Raw genomic sequence first — 15,737 nt, 5'->3', positions numbered from 1 at the left:
AAAACGCGGTCATATGGCCGCGTTTTTTTTGCGCGCAGTTCGCTAGAACGGATCAGGCAGCGTCAGGGTGATGTCGTTGACAGTCTCCGGTGCATCAATATAAGGATTGCGCTGCCCCTGCGCGGTCTCGATACGATCATTCCGTGCGCGCTCAATCTCATCCGGCGGGTCCAGTTCGTTCCAGCGCTGATACATCTCCAGCGCCCCCACCAATGGCAGGCCATGTTGCGTGTGCATGTACAGCATGGCGCGCGCCACGTCGCCCTTGGCATGATCCGGTGGCTCGAAGGTCTGGAAGGTCAGCCGGTAGCCGCACGCATGGGCATTGTCGCTGGTGCGGGTTTCGCCGATCAGCGCGCCGCGCCGGTCCAGGTCGGCGCGGCGTTCGATGGGGAACATCTGGTGCAGGTCGTCGCGGGCCGTCTGGTAGCCCTCGGTGCGGCGGCAGGTAATGCTGTTGCGGCAGCGGAAATGCTGCTCAAGCTGCCGGTCGGGGTAGAGCCGGTCTATCTGGGTGCTGGTGCCGGCCGCGAACGGGCTCTGGCAATAGAGGGTGCTGCCGCCTTCGGGGTAAATCTGGCTGAACAACTGTTGATCGGCGGATTCCGCCAGGGCGGGCGCACTGGCGCCCAGCAGAATGGCGGTGACGGCTATTATTCTGTAGGTCTGCATGCCATGTGACCCCCATCACATTCTTCCTTCAAAAGTTACTCTTCTGGAGGACATCTGTGAAGCCCGGAAGCGGCCGGATCAGCCGTTGGCGGGGGGCTCGAAGGCGCTGATAGAGTAATCCAGGTACATCTCGATGCGCTGGCGCAGGTCACTGGACATGGTGATGCGGCGCGAGCGGCGGTCTTCGGCATCCTGCTTTTCGATCAGCAGGCCACGGTCGATGGCCTGTTGCAGGTACTTGGCCGCTGTGCGCTGGCTGACCTTGGGCATGAAGGCATACAGGTCGGTCTTGCGGTAGGCCTTGTCGGCATTGAGCCACATGCGGGTGAACAGATCGGAATAGTTCAGATCGTAGAAGATGTTGTCGCCGAACAGTTCGCCCCAGTACTGGTCACTGCTGGTCAGTGCCACGACGAAATGACGACGCTTCCTGTCGCTGTGCTTTTTCTTCCGAACCTTCACTCTTTTCCCCCTGAGCGGTAACTGCATCCTGCATCGGATGAACCGGCGCGCTGTCGCTGTGACGATGGCGCATATCATCCCATGCTTTGCCGCGATGGCAAGCCCTCCGCGCCCGGCGGTGCTGGCTTTGCGGCGCTGGCCGGCTGGCAGGGCGGCACCTTCTGGCATGATAAGTGCATGCAAAATTTCATGCAAATGATTGTGCAACAAGAGGTCGCCATGCAATTACAGCTTTATAAAACGCTCTGGGGACATACCGGCAGCTACGCCGACGCGGTGCAACAGGCACAGGACGCGGGGTTCCAGGGCATTGAGTGTGCAGTACCGGCCGCCGATGCGGACCTGGATGCCTTGGCCCGGGCGCTGGACGGGCCATCAGGACACCTGCCCTGGATCGCCGAAATCTGTACCGCCGGCAGCTATGTGCCTGAGCGATGCGCCACTTTGGTGCAACACCTGGACAGTCTCGACGATGCCCTGCGGCGCTGCCGGGTGCTCGCCCCCGTGTTCGTCAACTGCATGGGCGGTTGCGATGCCTGGCCGCTGGCCCGCTCGCTGGATTTCTTTCGCGGGGCGATGGCGCTGGCGGACAAGCATGGGCTGACCATCAGTTTCGAAACCCACCGTGGCCGCTCGCTGTTCAATCCGTGGCGCAGCATGGAGATCCTCGATGCACTGCCAGACCTGAAGATCACTTGTGATTTCAGCCACTGGTGCGTGGTGGCCGAGCGCCTGATGGACAGCGAGCTGGAGGCGATTGCACTGGCCGCCGAGCACGCCCACCACATTCATGCCCGCGTCGGTTACGACCAGGGGCCGCAGGTGCCACATCCTGCCGCGCCGGAATACGCCGAGGCACTGGCCTCGCACCAGCGCTGCTGGGAACAGGTCTGGGCTGCCCAGCGCCGGCGCGGCTACCACACCACGACCCTGACGCCGGAGTTCGGCCCCGACGGTTACCTGCACCAGTTGCCCTTCACCGGCGCCCCGGTGGCGGACCTGTGGCAGGTGAACACCTGGATCGCCGCCACCGAGCGTGACCATTTCCGCGCCGTGCAGGCGCTCGATGAAGCCGTGTAGGCAGGAGGCAGGCATGACCACACAAACCCGTTACCTGCGTTATGACGATGGCTTCTGGCCGCACACCCTGGCGGTGGTGTATGCCTTTGGTGGTTACGTTGCCGGTTTTGCACTGATCCTGTTCGCCAGCTGGCCAGGGAAAATCGCCGGCACCCTGTGGCTGGCGCACGCCATGGTGATCGCCGGCTACATGATTCACGAATGCGCCCATAACACCGTATTCCTGTCGGCCAGGCACAACGCCCGGCTCGGCCGGGCGCTGAACTGGCTCACCGGCGGATGCTACGGCACGTACGAAGACCTGCGGCACAAACACATGCGCCACCATGTCGACAATGCCGACGTGATTGCGCTGGATTATCGCGGCTGGCTGCTGCGCCATCCGCGCATGCTGACACTCACCCGCGCACTGGAATGGGCCTATATCCCGGTGGTGGACATCATGATGCACGCCATGCTGATCATCGCGCCGTTCGTGTTCGCGTCAAAAAAGACACAACGCTGGCGCGTGGTGCGCGTTGCCGCGATCCGCTGGACGTTGGGGGCGCTGCTGTTCTGGTATAGCTGGCAGGCATGGCTGCTGTACCTGCTGGCCTATGGCCTGTTCCTGATGGTGCTGCGTTTTATGGATGCCTTCCAGCACAGTTTTGAGTACGTGCTGGCACTGGACGATAACCCGGATCTGATCCGCCACAAGGGTGACCGTGAATACGAGGACACCCACACCTACAGCAATCCGATTGCCGCGAACCTGCCGGCCATTGACTGGCTGACGCTGAACTTCGGCTATCACAACGCACACCACACCCGCCCGACCACCCCCTGGTACCGGCTGCGCGCGCTGCATTTCGACACCTATGGCGATGACCGGCGCATGATCGTGCCGCTGAAAGCACAGCTGTTGAGTTTTCATCGCCGGCGCATGGACCGGGTGCTGCTGGATGCGGCAGAGGAAGATCCTGCCGAGGTGGCGCGCCGCTGGCGCGATGGCACCGTGGTCGGGTCCACCGGCGCGTCATTCCTGACGGCGTTTTGAGGTTGCACCGGCACGGGGCAGGGCGCACCAGTGTGCGTCATGCCGCAGGCCATGCACCCGGTTTTGGAGTCTGAAACATGCAGTTTTACTCGTATTGTTTCGAAAATATGGCGATGCCCGCTGGCACTGATGTTGCAGCGTCCCGGGTACACCCGTTTCACCGACACAGGACACGAGCATGACATCGAGCCTGCCTGCGACCGCCCTGCCGGAACGCGCGCGTCAGGATACCCGCTGGCGCACACCGCTGTTCGATTTCCAGCGCACGCTGACCTGGCGCGGGCGCGTGGCGCTGGGCGTGCTGGCCTGGGTGCTGTTTGTGTCCGCCTGGCAAATGCTGGCCCGTGCCGGCATCGCCCCGGAGCAGCTTTTCCCGGCGCCGACGGATGTGTTCGGCGCGCTGTACCGGTTGCTGACCGAGCAGCAATTCCTGGGCGATATCCGCGCCAGCCTGACACGCATCCTGATCAGCTTCGCCATTGCCGCCAGCATTGCTGTGCCGCTGGGCGTGTTGATGGGCGCGTTCCCGGTGGTGGCCGCGTTCGGTAATGCCCTGGTGTCGCCATTCCGTTATCTGCCGGCACCGTCGTTTATTCCGCTGTTGTTGATGTGGCTGGGCACGGGCGAAGCGCAAAAGATCGCGCTGCTGTGCCTGGGCGTGGTGTGGTTCCTGATCACGCTGATCATGGATAACACCCGCGCGGTGCGTGTGGACCTGATCGAAACCGCCAAGACCCTCGGTGCCACGCGGCGCGCCACACTCTGGACGGTGGTGGTGCCTGCCGCGCTGCCCGCCATTGTCGACACGCTGCGGCAGATGCTGGCGGTGTCCTGGACCTATCTGGTGATTGCAGAAATCGTCGCGGCCACCGACGGCATTGGCGCCATGATGATGCGCGCGCGCCGGTTTGTGCGGGTGGACGACATCATGGCCGGCATCCTGGTGATCGGTTTGCTGGGGCTGCTGCTGGATCTGTTGTTCCGGGCGCTGCACTGGTGGGTATTTCCCTACCTGCGCCGGCGCCGTCAATAAGTACGGATTCAATAACGCGGCGCTGTGCCGCGGGAGAGGAGAGTGCAATGAAAAAACTGACCATGACGTGTCTGGCCTTGCTGCTGTGCGGTGTCACGGTGACGGCCAGTGCAAAAGAAAGTGTATCGGTGTCGCTGTTTTCCTGGCCGGGCTACGGCTTCTGGTTCATCGCCAGGGAGAAAAACATGGTGCCGGAGCTGGAGCTGGATATCAGCATCATCGAAGACCCGTACGACAGCTTTGCGATGATGAGCGCCGGCCGTCTTGATGTGACTTCCAGTACGGTGGAATACGGCCCGATCGCCGCGTCGCAGGGGTCGCCGGTGAAGCTGGTGGCCTACACCAATCCGTCCTACGGCACCGACAAGATCATTGTTGGCCCGCAGGTCAAAGAGGCCAGTGACCTGGTCGGCAAACAGGTGGCCGTGATGGAGGGTGGCCTGTCGCAAATTTTCATGGGCATCTGGCTGGAGGACAACGGCGTGGCCATCGACCAGGTGAAATTCGTCAACCTGATCATGGACGATGCGGTGGGCGCGCTGGTGGGCGGCACGGCCGCAGCGGGCGAATACTGGGAACCGTTCGGCAGCCAGGTGCTGGCCAACCTGAAAGGCGCGCGCGTGGTGGCCAGTTCACTGGAGCCTTACTGGCAGGAACAGGCGCTGCTGGGCGACGGCATGTACATGTCCGAACGCTTTATCAGCCAACGCCCGGAGGCGGCGAAACTGGCCATGCAGGCCTACTTCGCCGCGGTGGATTTCTGGAAGGAAAACCCGGCAGAAGCCAACCGCATCATTGCCGGTGCGTTGCGTTTTCCGGTGGCGGATGTGGAAGCGGTCATCGGCGCCACGGGCGAGCCCCATGAAGGCGGCATCGCCGTGCTGGACCTGCCGCAGGCGGCACGCCTGATGGGCGTGCTGGAAGGCGAACCGCCGCTGGGCCTGAGCAACGGCCAGATTCGTGATCACTGGGCGCTGACCAGCGAATGGTGGAAAAAATTCGGACTCATCAGCGATATCCAGGCGCCGGAAGCCGGTATCGATTTCCGTCCGCTTACCGCAGTGGCCGGCGAATAGTCTCGCCGGTGCAGGAGGTTGCATGAATGCCTATGCCGCGTCCCGTCTCCACAGCGCGCCGGTGGCCCGGCGCGAGCTGCGGGTGGAAGGGCTGAGCAAACAGTTCACGTCGCGCCACGGCAGCACCATGACGGCGGTGGATGATGTGTCGTTCCGGGTATTGCCTGGCGAAGTGTGTGCGCTGCTGGGGCCGTCCGGTTGCGGCAAGTCTACCGTGCTGCGGATGGTAGCGGGGCTTGAGCAACCGAGCGACGGCAGTATCGTGCTGTCTGGCCGGGAGGTCACCGGGCCGGGGCGGGATCGCGGGCTGGTGTTCCAGAGTTACACCTGTTTCCCCTGGCTCACGGTGCGCGAGAACGTGGCCTACGGCCTCAAAGTCACCGGCTCGACGCTGGCGCTGCGCGAAGGCACCGTGGATTATTTTCTGGAACGGGTGAAGCTGACACCGTTTGCCGACCGCTATCCGGATGAGCTGTCCGGCGGCATGCGCCAGCGTGTCGCGATTGCCCGCACGCTGGCGAACGGGCCAGACCTGCTGCTGATGGACGAGCCCTTCGGTGCACTGGATTCGGAAACCCGCTGGCAAATGCAGCGACTGTTGCTGGATGTGGTGCGCCGTGAAGGCATGAGCGTGCTGATTGTCACCCACGATGTGGATGAAGCGCTGTATCTCGCCGACAAGATTGTCTGTCTGTCCCGGCATCCGGGTCGCGTGCGGGATATCCTGATGCCGCCAGCGGAAAAGCCGGCGCAACCGGACGAGCTGTACAGCGTGCCGGCGTTCGTGCAACTGCGGCGGCAGATTCTGGGCATGCTGCGGGAAGAGGGGCGGTCCGATCGGCCCGGCTGACCGTGGCGAGGTGCGCAAGGGGAAGAAAAGAGGCCGCTGGAATGCAGCGGCCTCCTGGTGTGTGCGGATCAGAAACTCTGACGCACACCGAGCAGCCAGTTCTGGCTGTCGGTCTCGACCTCGAAACCGGCATCGATGTCGGTCTTCTGTTGCAGGTAGCCCACGGTGAATGCCAGGCCGTTGTCAAACGGCGAAACGGCCAGGTCCAGACCATAGGCTTCCGGCTTGAAGCGGATATGCTGTCCGCTCACGCTTTCGGATGCGTGTGCCTTGCGGAAAAACAGCTCGGCATCGAACATGCCGATGGCGCCGCGCACACCGACCCGGAAACCGGTGCCGTTGACGATTATGCCGCTCTGTATGCCGGTCAGGCGATCATAGGTGACCTGCGCGTAGGCGCTGGCTTTCATGTCGCCGCTGTCGAGGGTATAGAACATGCCGGGACCAATCGACAGGTGATCATCCAGCACCATGCTGTCGCTGCCGGTCAGGTCGCTCAGGTCGTAGCTGATGGCGGTGTAATTGGCACCGATGAAAACGTTTTGCCAGGGTGCAATGCGGCCGTCAAAAACAACGCCACTGTCGGTGTCCACGTTTTCGCTGGTGCCGCCACCGTCAAGGTCGCTGTCGCCACTGAGGGCATAGGCAAATTGCAGGCTGTTGTAGCCCAGCGCATCCGGTGCGGCCGTGCTGCGCGGCGAAGCCTTGCCATCAAACAGGTAGCGCAGGCCGAGCTCGGTCACGACAATGTCCAGCTCCTCATCCGGACCGCCGTTGGAGCTCAGGTCCAGCTCGCCCCAGTAGCGTCCGAGACGGACCTGCACACGGTCGTTGATGCGATAGAACAGGTCCACGCCCTTGGCCGCCGGGTCGATATCGATATCGTTGCCCGACATTTCGGAATCGGTGCGGGCGCCACGGTACCAGACGCCGAGAGTCCACTGCGGGTTGAAGCTGGCCTGCGCACCCGCGGCATAGCCGAACCCGTTACTGGCGATGGACTGGAAGCCGACCCGGTCCAGCGTGACCTCCGCCCAGAGGTCCAGCTCGACGCTGTTCAGCGCCAGCGGATAATGCACGCCGGCGCCAAACCGGCTCCAGTCCTGCACTTGCGAGTCGATATCGCCCAGCGTGGCGAGGGAGAAATCCCAGGCGGTGGTGCCGGCACGCAGGTAGACAAACTCGTTCAGGGAGGCGGCGCCGTCGATGGCGAATCCGGAAACGTCCGGGCGGACGGGGGCGCCCAGGCGTGAGGTCTTGCCGTCCACGGCGTAAGACAGTTCCGCATAGTCCCAGCCAGGCAGGGCAGCGTGAGCAACGGTGGTCAGGGCAACAGGCAGGGTCAGTGCAACAAGCCGTATGGGCTTCGTGAATGAGGCCATGTTTCTCTCCTTGGTTTTTATGCTGCGCTTCATCATGAAGCGGTCAAAGGGCTACCGGGGCAGCCAGGGCGTATTTTGCAGAGGTTTCAGTTTTGTGAACAGCACCGCAGGGGCGCTGCCGGGACAGACGGGCGGGTGTGGCAATAAAAAACGGCCCCGCAGGGCCGTTTCAGAGAAGGAACTGTGATCTCAGTCCCATTCGGGTGCGAAGTCCGGATTGGCCAGCCGCTCGCCACGGTCCAGCGTGGCGATGGCCTGCATCTCCTCGCCGGTCAGGGTGATTTTGCGGGCGTCGAGGTTGGCCTTCAGATGCTCGCGCCGGGTCGAGGACGGAATCACCATAAAGCCTTGCTGCAACAGCCAGGCCAGCGTCACCTGCGCCGGCGTGGCGTTGTGCGCGGCGGCGATACGCTGCAGCGTCTCATCCTCCATCACTTTGCCGTAGGCCAGCGGCATATAGGCGGTGAGGGGAATGTTGTGCCGGCTGGCGAAATCCGCCAGCTTGCGGTTTTGCAGAAACGGATGGATTTCCACCTGGTTGGTGGCGATGTTGTCCGCGCCGATGGCATCGATGGCCTGTTCCATGTGCGCGATAGTGAAGTTGGACACGCCGATCTGTCGTGTCAGGTGTTGCTGGCGGGCTTCCAGCAATGAGGTCATGTATTCCGCCAGTGGCACCTGTTCTTCCGGTACCGGCCAGTGGATCAGTGCCAGATCGACCTCGTCCACGCCGAGTTTCTCCAGGCTTTCTTCCAGGCTGGTGATCAGGTTGTCGCCCGCCAGTTGCGTGGTCCAGACCTTGGTAGTGATGAACAGGTCTTCGCGGGCAAGGCCACTGTCGCGGATCGCCTTGCCGACGTCGGCCTCGTTACCGTAGATCTGCGCGGTGTCGATATGCCGGTAACCGAGTTCCAGGCCCATGCGCACCGAGTCGACCGCCTGTTGTCCCTTGAGACGGAAGGTGCCCAGGCCAAAAACGGGAATCGTCATGATGTGCTCCTCAGTGTTCTGCAAAACAGCCATCACGGGGTGGCGTTGGCCACGGAATCAGATCATCTCACATTCCGGCGCTGCGGGGTGGCGTCTGTCGAGCCAGCCACTGAAGCAGGTCAGTGCCAGCGCCAGCAGCACCACCAGCGCGCCGGTCCAGGGCGTGGCCGTCAGGCCCGGGCCGGCAACGATCAGTCCACCGAGCCAGGCAGCCAGGGCGATACCCAGATTGAAGGCAGCAATGTTCAGCCCGGATGCCACATCGACGGCTTGCGGCGTGAAACGTTCCGCCTGCGCGACCACATACACTTGCAGGCCCGGCACATTGCCGAACGCCACCGCTCCCCAGGCCATCACGGTCACGATCATCAGCCAGGGATGCGTCGCCGTGAAGGTCATGATGCCGAGCACCCCCGACAGCAGCAGGAATATCCATTGCAGCGCCCGTACCGGGCCGAGACGGTCGGCCAGCCGTCCGCCCCAGAGGTTGCCCACCGCTACCGATACACCGTAGACCAGCATCACCAGTGCAATACGGTGCCCCGGCAGGCCGGTGACCTGCTCCAGAATGGGGGCCAGGTAGGTGAACGGAATGAAGGTGCCGCCGTAACCCACTGCCGTGATCGCGTAGATCAGCAGCAGCCGGGGCTGCGCCAGCACGCGCAATTGCTGGCCGAGTGTGGCCGGGCTGCCCTGGCGAATATCGCGCGGGATCAGCAGTGCGCTGGCAACCAGCGCCACCAGGCCGAGCAGCGAGACCGCCAGGAACGTGGCGCGCCAGCCAAAATGCTGGCCGATCACCGTGCCCAGCGGCACGCCGGTGACCAGCGCCACAGTCAGGCCGGCGAACATGATGGCGATGGCACTGGCGGCTTTCTCCTTCGGCACCAGGCTGGTGGCGATGGTGGAGCCAATGGAAAAGAACACGCCATGGGCCAGCCCGGTCAGTACCCGCGCCACAATCAGCGGCGCATAGCCCGGTGCCAGCCAGGCAAGCAGGTTGCCGAGGGTGAACAGCGCCATCAGGCCGATCAGCAGCGGCTTGCGCGGCACGCGGCCGGTCACTGCGGTCAGCAGCGGGGCGCCGATGGCCACACCCAGCGCATACAGGCTGACCAGCAGCCCGGCGGACGGCAGGCTCACTGCCAGGTCGGTGGCGACGGTGGGAATCAGCCCGACGATGACGAACTCGGTGGTGCCGATGGCAAAGGCGCTGATGGTCAGCGCCCAGAGGGCGAGTGGCATGCGGGATCTCCGGCAGGTTCAGGTTGGCGCAGAGTATGGGTCTGCCGGGGTTTGCCATTAAGGTGGGTAATGGGAAATGATTGTTGCTCCTGATGCATGAATGGAGAATGCCATGTCCGGCCATGATGCACCGCAGTCCGCAGAGTTGCGCCTGTTCGTGGCAGTGGTGGAATGCGGCACGATCAGCGCCGCTGCGGAGCAGCTCGGCGTGGCGCCATCGGTCGTGAGCCGCACCCTGAGCCGGCTGGAGCGCAAGCTTGGCACCACGCTGCTCAGCCGCACTACGCGGCGTATGGAATTGACGGAAGAAGGCCGTTTCGCCCTGGAGCGCGCCCGCGTCATTCTCGACCAGATGGACGCACTGGAAGACAGCCTGGCCAGCCGCCGCGAACAGCCCGTGGGCCGCTTGCGGGTCGATGCCGCCACGCCCTTCATGCTGCATGCACTGGTGCCGCATGTGCCGGCGTTTCGGCGTCTGTACCCGCAGATATCCCTGCAACTGAACACCAGCGACCAGATCATCGATCTGCTGGAACAGCGCACGGATATCGCCATTCGCATCGGGCGCCTGGCCGATTCGACACTGCACGCGCGCTCCCTGGGCATGACGCCACTGCGGCTGTTGGCCAGCCCGGACTATCTTGCCCGCGCGGGCACCCCGCGCAGCGTGGCGGAGCTGCCCCGGCACAGCCTGCTCGGCTTCAGCCGCCCCGAGAGCCTCAACACCTGGCCAGTACGTCAGCCGGACGGGGGCGGGCTGGTCATCACGCCGACCCTGAGCGCTTCCAGCGGCGAAACCTTGCGTGCGCTGGCCCTGGCCGGTGAGGGGATCGCCTGCCTGTCCGGGTTCATGACCGATGCGGACCTGGCTGCCGGCGCTCTGGTGCCGGTGCTGCCCAACGCCATGAAAGGCGCTGCGCAGGAGATCAACGCGGTGTATTACCGCCACTCGCAACTGGCGCTGCGGATTCGCTGTTTTCTGGATTTCATGCAGCAGAAATGCGGAACTGCCTCAGCGTGACAGGTGCGCCACCGCCTCGGCTGGCGTCAACAGCGGGCAGGGGGCGTCGTCGCCGAGCACCAGCAGATCGCGGTCGCCCGTCACCAGCGCATCGGCCTGGGCCATGACGGCCAGTTGCAGGAATGGCGCGTCATCCCTGTCACGGCAGGGCGGAACCGGCGGCATGATGGCAGGCAGGGTGACGGGTTCGGCCCAGGGCAGGTAATCCGCCAGCAGGTCGTGCTGCTCATCCTCGCCCAGGCGGAACTTGGGGTACGCCAGCACACGGACCAACTCCAGTGTGGTCACGCGGCTGACCAGCGGCACGAACAGCGCCGCCTGCCAGGCCAGCCGCAACCGGCCGCTGATGCCGCCGGGGCGGATCAGCGCCGACAGCACCACGTTGGTGTCGAGCACCCAGCGTGGTGGCGCCTGGCGTTTCATGTGCGGGGTTTGCGCGGCTTGGCCGGCCTGGCCTTGCCATAACGGGCGGCGGGTTCCGCCACTTCACGGACTGGCGCCGCCGCCCGGCGTGCCCAGGCCACGGCATCGGCCAGGTCGTCCTCGGTGAGTGATAACTCGGCCAGGCGCGCCCGGACGGCATCCGCCCGTTGCAGGCGCACGGGCGTGAGCAGCAATTGCCCGGCGCGCACTTCAATCTCGAAATACTCTGGATTGCCTGCCGCTTCCACCGCCGCCTTGGGCAGTGTGAGCTGGTTCTTGGCAGTCATCTTGGCCAGCATGGGCTGTCTCCTGTGGGTAAGGATTCCTTACCCTATCATTTCATTTGTGTGCAGGGAAGCACTCGCCGCCATCCTGACGCGGCGCGGCCTGCCCGCTATAGTGACCCGCCCTGATCACCCTGGAGTTTCACCCGATGGAGTACCTGCACCTGAAAATGCTGCACATGACGCTCGCCGCCGTGAGCCTGCTGTTCTTTGTCACGCGCGCTGCCTGGGCGCTTCAGGGCAGTGCGCTGCTGCAACATCGCTGGGTGCGGATCAGCCCGCATGTCATCGACACGGCACTGTTGCTGGCCGGCGTGGCGCTGATGATGACGCTGCGCATTTCACCGCACGACACGCCCTGGCTGGCGGCCAAGCTGATCGGCCTGGTGGTGTACATCGGCCTCGGCGCAGTGGCGATCCGGCGTCGCAACGGCTGGGCGATGCTGGCGGCGGTGCTCGTATTTCTCTATATCGCCGGCGCGGCCATGCGCCACAGCCCGCTGTCATGGTTTGCCGGCTGAGACGACCTGTGTCGCGTGCTATGGTCCGTGCACCTTTAATAGGGTGTTGAAAAAGCCTCTTTGAGGCTTTTTCAAGCCACCTTTGCGGCGCAGGTCCGCAAAGGTGGGCACTGGAAATCAATCGCTTGCCGCGCTTGATTTTGCTGACAGCTTAATCAAGCTGTCAGCACAGGCTGTTTTTCAACAGCCTGTTAACAGACGACGTGAGAGGTGGACCATGTTGCAACGATGGCTGGGCGCCGTGCTGCTGGGCGTGTCCTGGGCGGCGCTGGCAGACAAGACGCCGGAATACGGCGTGGCGCTGGAAGGTTTCGATTACCCGTACCCGGTGCGTTATTTCGAGTTCGATTCCCAGCAGCAGTCGTTGCGCATGGCCTACCTGGACGTGCAGCCGGAGGACGCTAACGGCCAGACCGTGGTGTTGCTGCACGGCAAGAATTTCTGCGCCGCCACCTGGGAAAGCACGCTCAATGCCCTGAGTGAGGCGGGTTACCGTGTCATCGCGCCGGACCAGATCGGTTTCTGCAAATCGGCCAAGCCGGCCCATTACCAGTTCAGTTTTCAGCAACTGGCCGCCAATACCCACGCGCTGCTCGACAGCCTGGGTATCAAAGAGCACCTGATCATGGGCCACTCCATGGGCGGCATGCTCGCCACTCGGTATGCGCTGATGTACCCGGAGCGGGTGTCGCAACTGGTGCTGCTGAACCCGATTGGCCTGGAGGACTGGCTGGCGAAGGGCGTGCCGTATCGCGATGTGCAGGCATGGTATGAAAGTGAACTGCGCAGCAATGCCGAGGGCATGCGTCGCTACCAGCAGGCGACCTATTACGCCGGCGAATGGCGGCCGGAATTCGACCGCTGGGTGACCATGCAGGCGGGCATGTTCGCCGGCCCCGGCCGGGAGCGGGTGGCGTGGCTGTCGGCGCTGACCTACGACATGATTCTCACCCAGCCGGTCTATTACGAATTTCCGCGCCTCAAAGTGCCGACGCTGTTGCTGATCGGCGAGCAGGACAACACCGCCGTGGGCAAGGCCAGTGCGCCGGAAGCGGCGCGTCGCGAACTGGGCAATTACCCGGCGTTGGCGCGCGAGGCGGCAGCGCGTATTCCGGACGCGGAACTGATGTTGTTTCCCGAGTGGGGCCACTCGCCACAGGTCCAGGCACCGGCGGCATTCCACCGCATCCTGATCGAGCAACTGGCCGACTGACGCCACGGCGTGAATGGTCAATACAGCCGCCATGCCGCGCCGTAGGGTGAGGGCCGACAGCACAACAGCGGAGAGCAGCGCATGTCCCGTCTGCGTGGCAAGACCATCGTACTGACCGGCTCATCCAGTGGCATCGGCGCCGTGGCGGCGCAAAAAATGGCCCGTGCCGGCGCGCGCCTGTGCCTGGTGGCGCGCAACGAAACACAACTGCGCGAGGTGCAACAGTCGATTCAGCGTGCTGGCGGTGAAGCGTGGATCTATCCTGCCGACCTGACGGTGGAAGATGAAGCCGCCGCCTGTGCGGAGGCGATCCTGGCCGAGCACGCGCGCGTGGATGTGCTGATCAACAACGCCGCCCGCTCTATCCGCCGGCCCATCGTCGAGGCGCTGGACCGGCTGCACGATTACCAGCGCACCATGCAGATCAATTACCTCGGCGCCGTCAGCCTGACGCTGAAACTGTTGCCGCGCATGCTGGCCCAGGGCCACGGGCAGGTAGTGAATATCTCGACGCTGTCGACGCAGGTACCGATCCCATTGTTCTCGGCGTACCTGGCCAGTAAATCTGCGCTGGAATCTTTTTCGCGTTCATTGCAGGCCGAGCTGGGTCATCAGGGGATTGATGTGACGGTAGTGCATTTCCCGATGGTGCGCACGCCAATGTCGAGCAAGACCAGCATCTATAAACACATGCGCATGATGGACAGCGACGGAGCGGCGGACTGGCTGATCCGCGCAGTCGAGAAACGCCCTGCACGCATCGCCAGCCCGCTGGGCAACGTCGGCAGCGTGATACTGGCCGCCGTGCCGGGGCCGGCAACGCGCTTTACACAGCCGCTGTTCCGCTTGATGGACTGGCGTTTGAAGAACAAACTGAAAAAAGAAGGTGTGGAGTAGGGTGGGTAGAGCCAAAGGCGAAACCCACCGTGTCCATGCAGCACACTGCTCGCACGAAACCATCGAAACCATCGAAACCATCGAAACCATCGAAACCATCGAAACCATCGAAACTACCCACCTCCGAGGCAAGGCAGTTTCGATGGTTTGGCGGGAGTGATTAACGGACATGGACCCGGTGGGTTTCGCCTTTGGCTCTACCCACCCTACCGCCCCCGCTCCATCAACAAACGCTCAGTCTCCTCCCAACCAATACAGGCATCCGTAATCGACACGCCGTAGCGGAGGGATTCACCCATGGGCTGGTTGCCTTCCTGCAAATGACTTTCCAGCATCACACCGATCAGTGAGCGATCTCCCGCGCGCCGTTGCGCCAGCACATCGTTCAGCACCAACGCCTGGCGCCGATGATCCTTGCTGCTGTTGGCATGGCTGCAATCGACCATGATGCGGGGCGCCAGGCCCGCCTTTTCCAGCGCCTCGCGCGCGGCGCGCACAGGCTCTGCCGAATAGTTCGGCCCATGCCGCCCGCCGCGCAGCACCAGGTGCGTATCCGGGTTACCGGTGGAACGGATCACCGCCGGATGGCCGTGGCTGTCGACACCGAAATGCTGGTGCGATGCGGCGGCGGAGCGGATCGCGTCCACCGCGACGGCCACACCACCGTCTGTGCCGTTCTTGAAACCGGCCGGCAAGCCCAGGCCGCTGACCAGTTCGCGATGAATCTGTGATTCGGTGGTGCGCGCACCAATGGCGGCCCAGCTCAGCAGGTCGTCCAGGTAGCCGGCGGCCATCGGATGCAGAATTTCCGTCGCCAGTGGCAAGCCCAGATGCGCGATGTCGCGCATCAGCGTGCGTGCCGTGCGCAGCCCGGTGGCCATGTCGTGGCTGCCATCCAGGTGCGGATCGTACAGCAGGCCCTTCCAGCCAACGGTGGTGCGCGGCTTTTCCACGTAGGCGCGCATCACCACCAGCAATCTGTCGCTGACGGCCTCGGCCAGCGGTGCCAGGCGCGCCGCGTACTCCAGTGCCGCCTCCGGATCGTGGATCGAGCAGGGGCCGACCACCACCAGCAGGCGGTCGTCGTCGCCGTGCAGCACGGCACGGATCGCCTGGCGGTGCTGGTTGATGCGCAGCGCCAGCGATGGCTCTACCGGCAGGGCCGCCTTCAGTTCGGCGGTGCCCGGCAGGCGCTGGCTTTGCGCGGGTGTGGCGGCGCGGGCGGGAAGTGATGCGTTCATGTCCTGTCCTTATTCATCGTGTGTCGTCGTGTGCTGCCCGCCAGGCCCGGAAACGAAAAACCCCCGGGCGGGAAGCCGACCGGGGGTTTTCATGTGTTGCGTCAGTCAGGCGTCCCGGGTGCTGGGCGCCTGTGCGGGTATCAGGCGCGCCAGTGGCTAAACCAATACCCGAAGAAATAGCTGTTCGGAGACGACACGCACGCCGGCACACCGGCCACCGGGGCGGCGATCTGTGTCAGCGATGTCATGTGTGATGCAGTCATGGTGTGCGGCTCCAAACGTCTGAAGCAGGATATGCGATCTATTGTGAC

The 15,737-nt window shown here is 63.7% G+C and carries 18 protein-coding genes; 9 read left to right on the top strand and 9 right to left on the bottom strand.

What is annotated here, in order from left to right; all coding sequences use genetic code 11:
* Positions 1 to 42: 42 nt before the first annotated feature.
* Positions 43 to 672, bottom strand: coding sequence for an endonuclease (locus S7S_RS15255; protein WP_008733590.1), 630 nt, complete (start codon positions 670 to 672; stop codon positions 43 to 45).
* A gap of 78 nt (positions 673 to 750) precedes the next feature.
* A complete protein-coding gene (locus tag S7S_RS19940) occupies positions 751 to 1,134 on the bottom strand; it encodes a MarR family transcriptional regulator (protein WP_202966506.1) in 384 nt (127 codons plus the stop codon).
* Between the two features lie 219 nt (positions 1,135 to 1,353).
* Between S7S_RS19940 and S7S_RS15245 the strand changes: the two genes are divergently transcribed.
* The 5 genes from S7S_RS15245 (at position 1,354) to S7S_RS15225 (ending at position 6,209) form a co-directional block, all read left to right on the top strand.
* A complete protein-coding gene (locus S7S_RS15245) occupies positions 1,354 to 2,214 on the top strand; it encodes a sugar phosphate isomerase/epimerase family protein (protein WP_035203358.1) in 861 nt (286 codons plus the stop codon).
* A gap of 13 nt (positions 2,215 to 2,227) precedes the next feature.
* On the top strand, positions 2,228 to 3,250 hold the full coding sequence (locus S7S_RS15240) for a fatty acid desaturase family protein (protein ID WP_008733593.1): 1,023 nt from the start codon (positions 2,228 to 2,230) through the stop codon (positions 3,248 to 3,250).
* Between the two features lie 178 nt (positions 3,251 to 3,428).
* Entirely contained in the window at positions 3,429 to 4,283 is an 855-nt protein-coding gene (locus S7S_RS15235) for an ABC transporter permease (protein WP_008733594.1), read from the top strand.
* 47 nt (positions 4,284 to 4,330) lie between these two features.
* On the top strand, positions 4,331 to 5,359 hold the full coding sequence (locus tag S7S_RS15230) for an ABC transporter substrate-binding protein (protein ID WP_008733596.1): 1,029 nt from the start codon (positions 4,331 to 4,333) through the stop codon (positions 5,357 to 5,359).
* 22 nt (positions 5,360 to 5,381) lie between these two features.
* Positions 5,382 to 6,209, top strand: coding sequence for an ABC transporter ATP-binding protein (locus tag S7S_RS15225; RefSeq protein WP_008733599.1), 828 nt, complete (start codon positions 5,382 to 5,384; stop codon positions 6,207 to 6,209).
* Positions 6,210 to 6,277: 68 nt separating this feature from the next.
* On the opposite strand, the gene S7S_RS15220 is transcribed toward S7S_RS15225, so the two are convergent.
* The 3 genes from S7S_RS15220 to S7S_RS15205 all read right to left on the bottom strand — a co-directional run bounded on the left by S7S_RS15220 (position 6,278) and on the right by S7S_RS15205 (position 9,826).
* Positions 6,278 to 7,591, bottom strand: a complete 1,314-nt coding sequence (locus S7S_RS15220) for a hypothetical protein (protein WP_008733601.1) — start codon at positions 7,589 to 7,591, stop codon at positions 6,278 to 6,280.
* A 189-nt stretch (positions 7,592 to 7,780) separates the two neighbouring features.
* The gene (dkgB, locus tag S7S_RS15210; RefSeq protein WP_008733605.1) at positions 7,781 to 8,581 is read right to left on the bottom strand and encodes a 2,5-didehydrogluconate reductase DkgB; all 801 of its coding nucleotides are present in this window, start codon (positions 8,579 to 8,581) and stop codon (positions 7,781 to 7,783) included.
* 57 nt (positions 8,582 to 8,638) lie between these two features.
* The gene (locus tag S7S_RS15205) at positions 8,639 to 9,826 is read right to left on the bottom strand and encodes an MFS transporter (protein WP_008733607.1); all 1,188 of its coding nucleotides are present in this window, start codon (positions 9,824 to 9,826) and stop codon (positions 8,639 to 8,641) included.
* 112 nt (positions 9,827 to 9,938) lie between these two features.
* Between S7S_RS15205 and S7S_RS15200 the strand changes: the two genes are divergently transcribed.
* Positions 9,939 to 10,847 carry a LysR family transcriptional regulator gene (locus S7S_RS15200; RefSeq protein ID WP_008733609.1) on the top strand — a complete coding sequence of 303 codons (909 nt, stop codon included), beginning with the start codon at positions 9,939 to 9,941 and terminating at the stop codon, positions 10,845 to 10,847.
* Here the strand turns inward: S7S_RS15200 and S7S_RS15195 are convergent.
* Positions 10,839 to 11,270 carry a putative toxin-antitoxin system toxin component, PIN family gene (locus S7S_RS15195; RefSeq protein WP_008733610.1) on the bottom strand — a complete coding sequence of 144 codons (432 nt, stop codon included), beginning with the start codon at positions 11,268 to 11,270 and terminating at the stop codon, positions 10,839 to 10,841. The two genes, S7S_RS15200 and S7S_RS15195, sit on opposite strands and share 9 nt — an antisense overlap.
* Positions 11,267 to 11,569, bottom strand: coding sequence for an AbrB/MazE/SpoVT family DNA-binding domain-containing protein (locus S7S_RS15190; protein WP_008733612.1), 303 nt, complete (start codon positions 11,567 to 11,569; stop codon positions 11,267 to 11,269). The genes S7S_RS15195 and S7S_RS15190 overlap by 4 nt, the downstream gene beginning before the upstream one ends.
* A 134-nt stretch (positions 11,570 to 11,703) precedes the next feature.
* Between S7S_RS15190 and S7S_RS15185 the strand changes: the two genes are divergently transcribed.
* The 3 genes from S7S_RS15185 to S7S_RS15175 all read left to right on the top strand — a co-directional run bounded on the left by S7S_RS15185 (position 11,704) and on the right by S7S_RS15175 (position 14,185).
* A complete protein-coding gene (locus S7S_RS15185) occupies positions 11,704 to 12,075 on the top strand; it encodes a SirB2 family protein (RefSeq protein ID WP_008733614.1) in 372 nt (123 codons plus the stop codon).
* A 217-nt stretch (positions 12,076 to 12,292) separates the two neighbouring features.
* Positions 12,293 to 13,288, top strand: coding sequence for an alpha/beta fold hydrolase (locus S7S_RS15180; protein WP_008733615.1), 996 nt, complete (start codon positions 12,293 to 12,295; stop codon positions 13,286 to 13,288).
* Positions 13,289 to 13,369: 81 nt separating this feature from the next.
* Positions 13,370 to 14,185, top strand: coding sequence for an SDR family NAD(P)-dependent oxidoreductase (locus S7S_RS15175; RefSeq protein ID WP_008733617.1), 816 nt, complete (start codon positions 13,370 to 13,372; stop codon positions 14,183 to 14,185).
* A gap of 206 nt (positions 14,186 to 14,391) precedes the next feature.
* On the opposite strand, the gene S7S_RS15170 is transcribed toward S7S_RS15175, so the two are convergent.
* Together S7S_RS15170 and S7S_RS20140 are read right to left on the bottom strand one after the other, a co-directional pair.
* Positions 14,392 to 15,426 carry a 3-deoxy-7-phosphoheptulonate synthase gene (locus tag S7S_RS15170; protein ID WP_008733618.1) on the bottom strand — a complete coding sequence of 345 codons (1,035 nt, stop codon included), beginning with the start codon at positions 15,424 to 15,426 and terminating at the stop codon, positions 14,392 to 14,394.
* Positions 15,427 to 15,566: 140 nt separating this feature from the next.
* On the bottom strand, positions 15,567 to 15,689 hold the full coding sequence (locus tag S7S_RS20140; RefSeq protein ID WP_274544702.1) for a hypothetical protein: 123 nt from the start codon (positions 15,687 to 15,689) through the stop codon (positions 15,567 to 15,569).
* Positions 15,690 to 15,737: the final 48 nt, after the last annotated feature.

Source organism: Isoalcanivorax pacificus W11-5, from assembly GCF_000299335.2.
In the GTDB taxonomy this organism is placed as follows: domain Bacteria; phylum Pseudomonadota; class Gammaproteobacteria; order Pseudomonadales; family Alcanivoracaceae; genus Isoalcanivorax; species Isoalcanivorax pacificus.
This window is presented reverse-complemented; position numbering and strand designations above follow the sequence as displayed.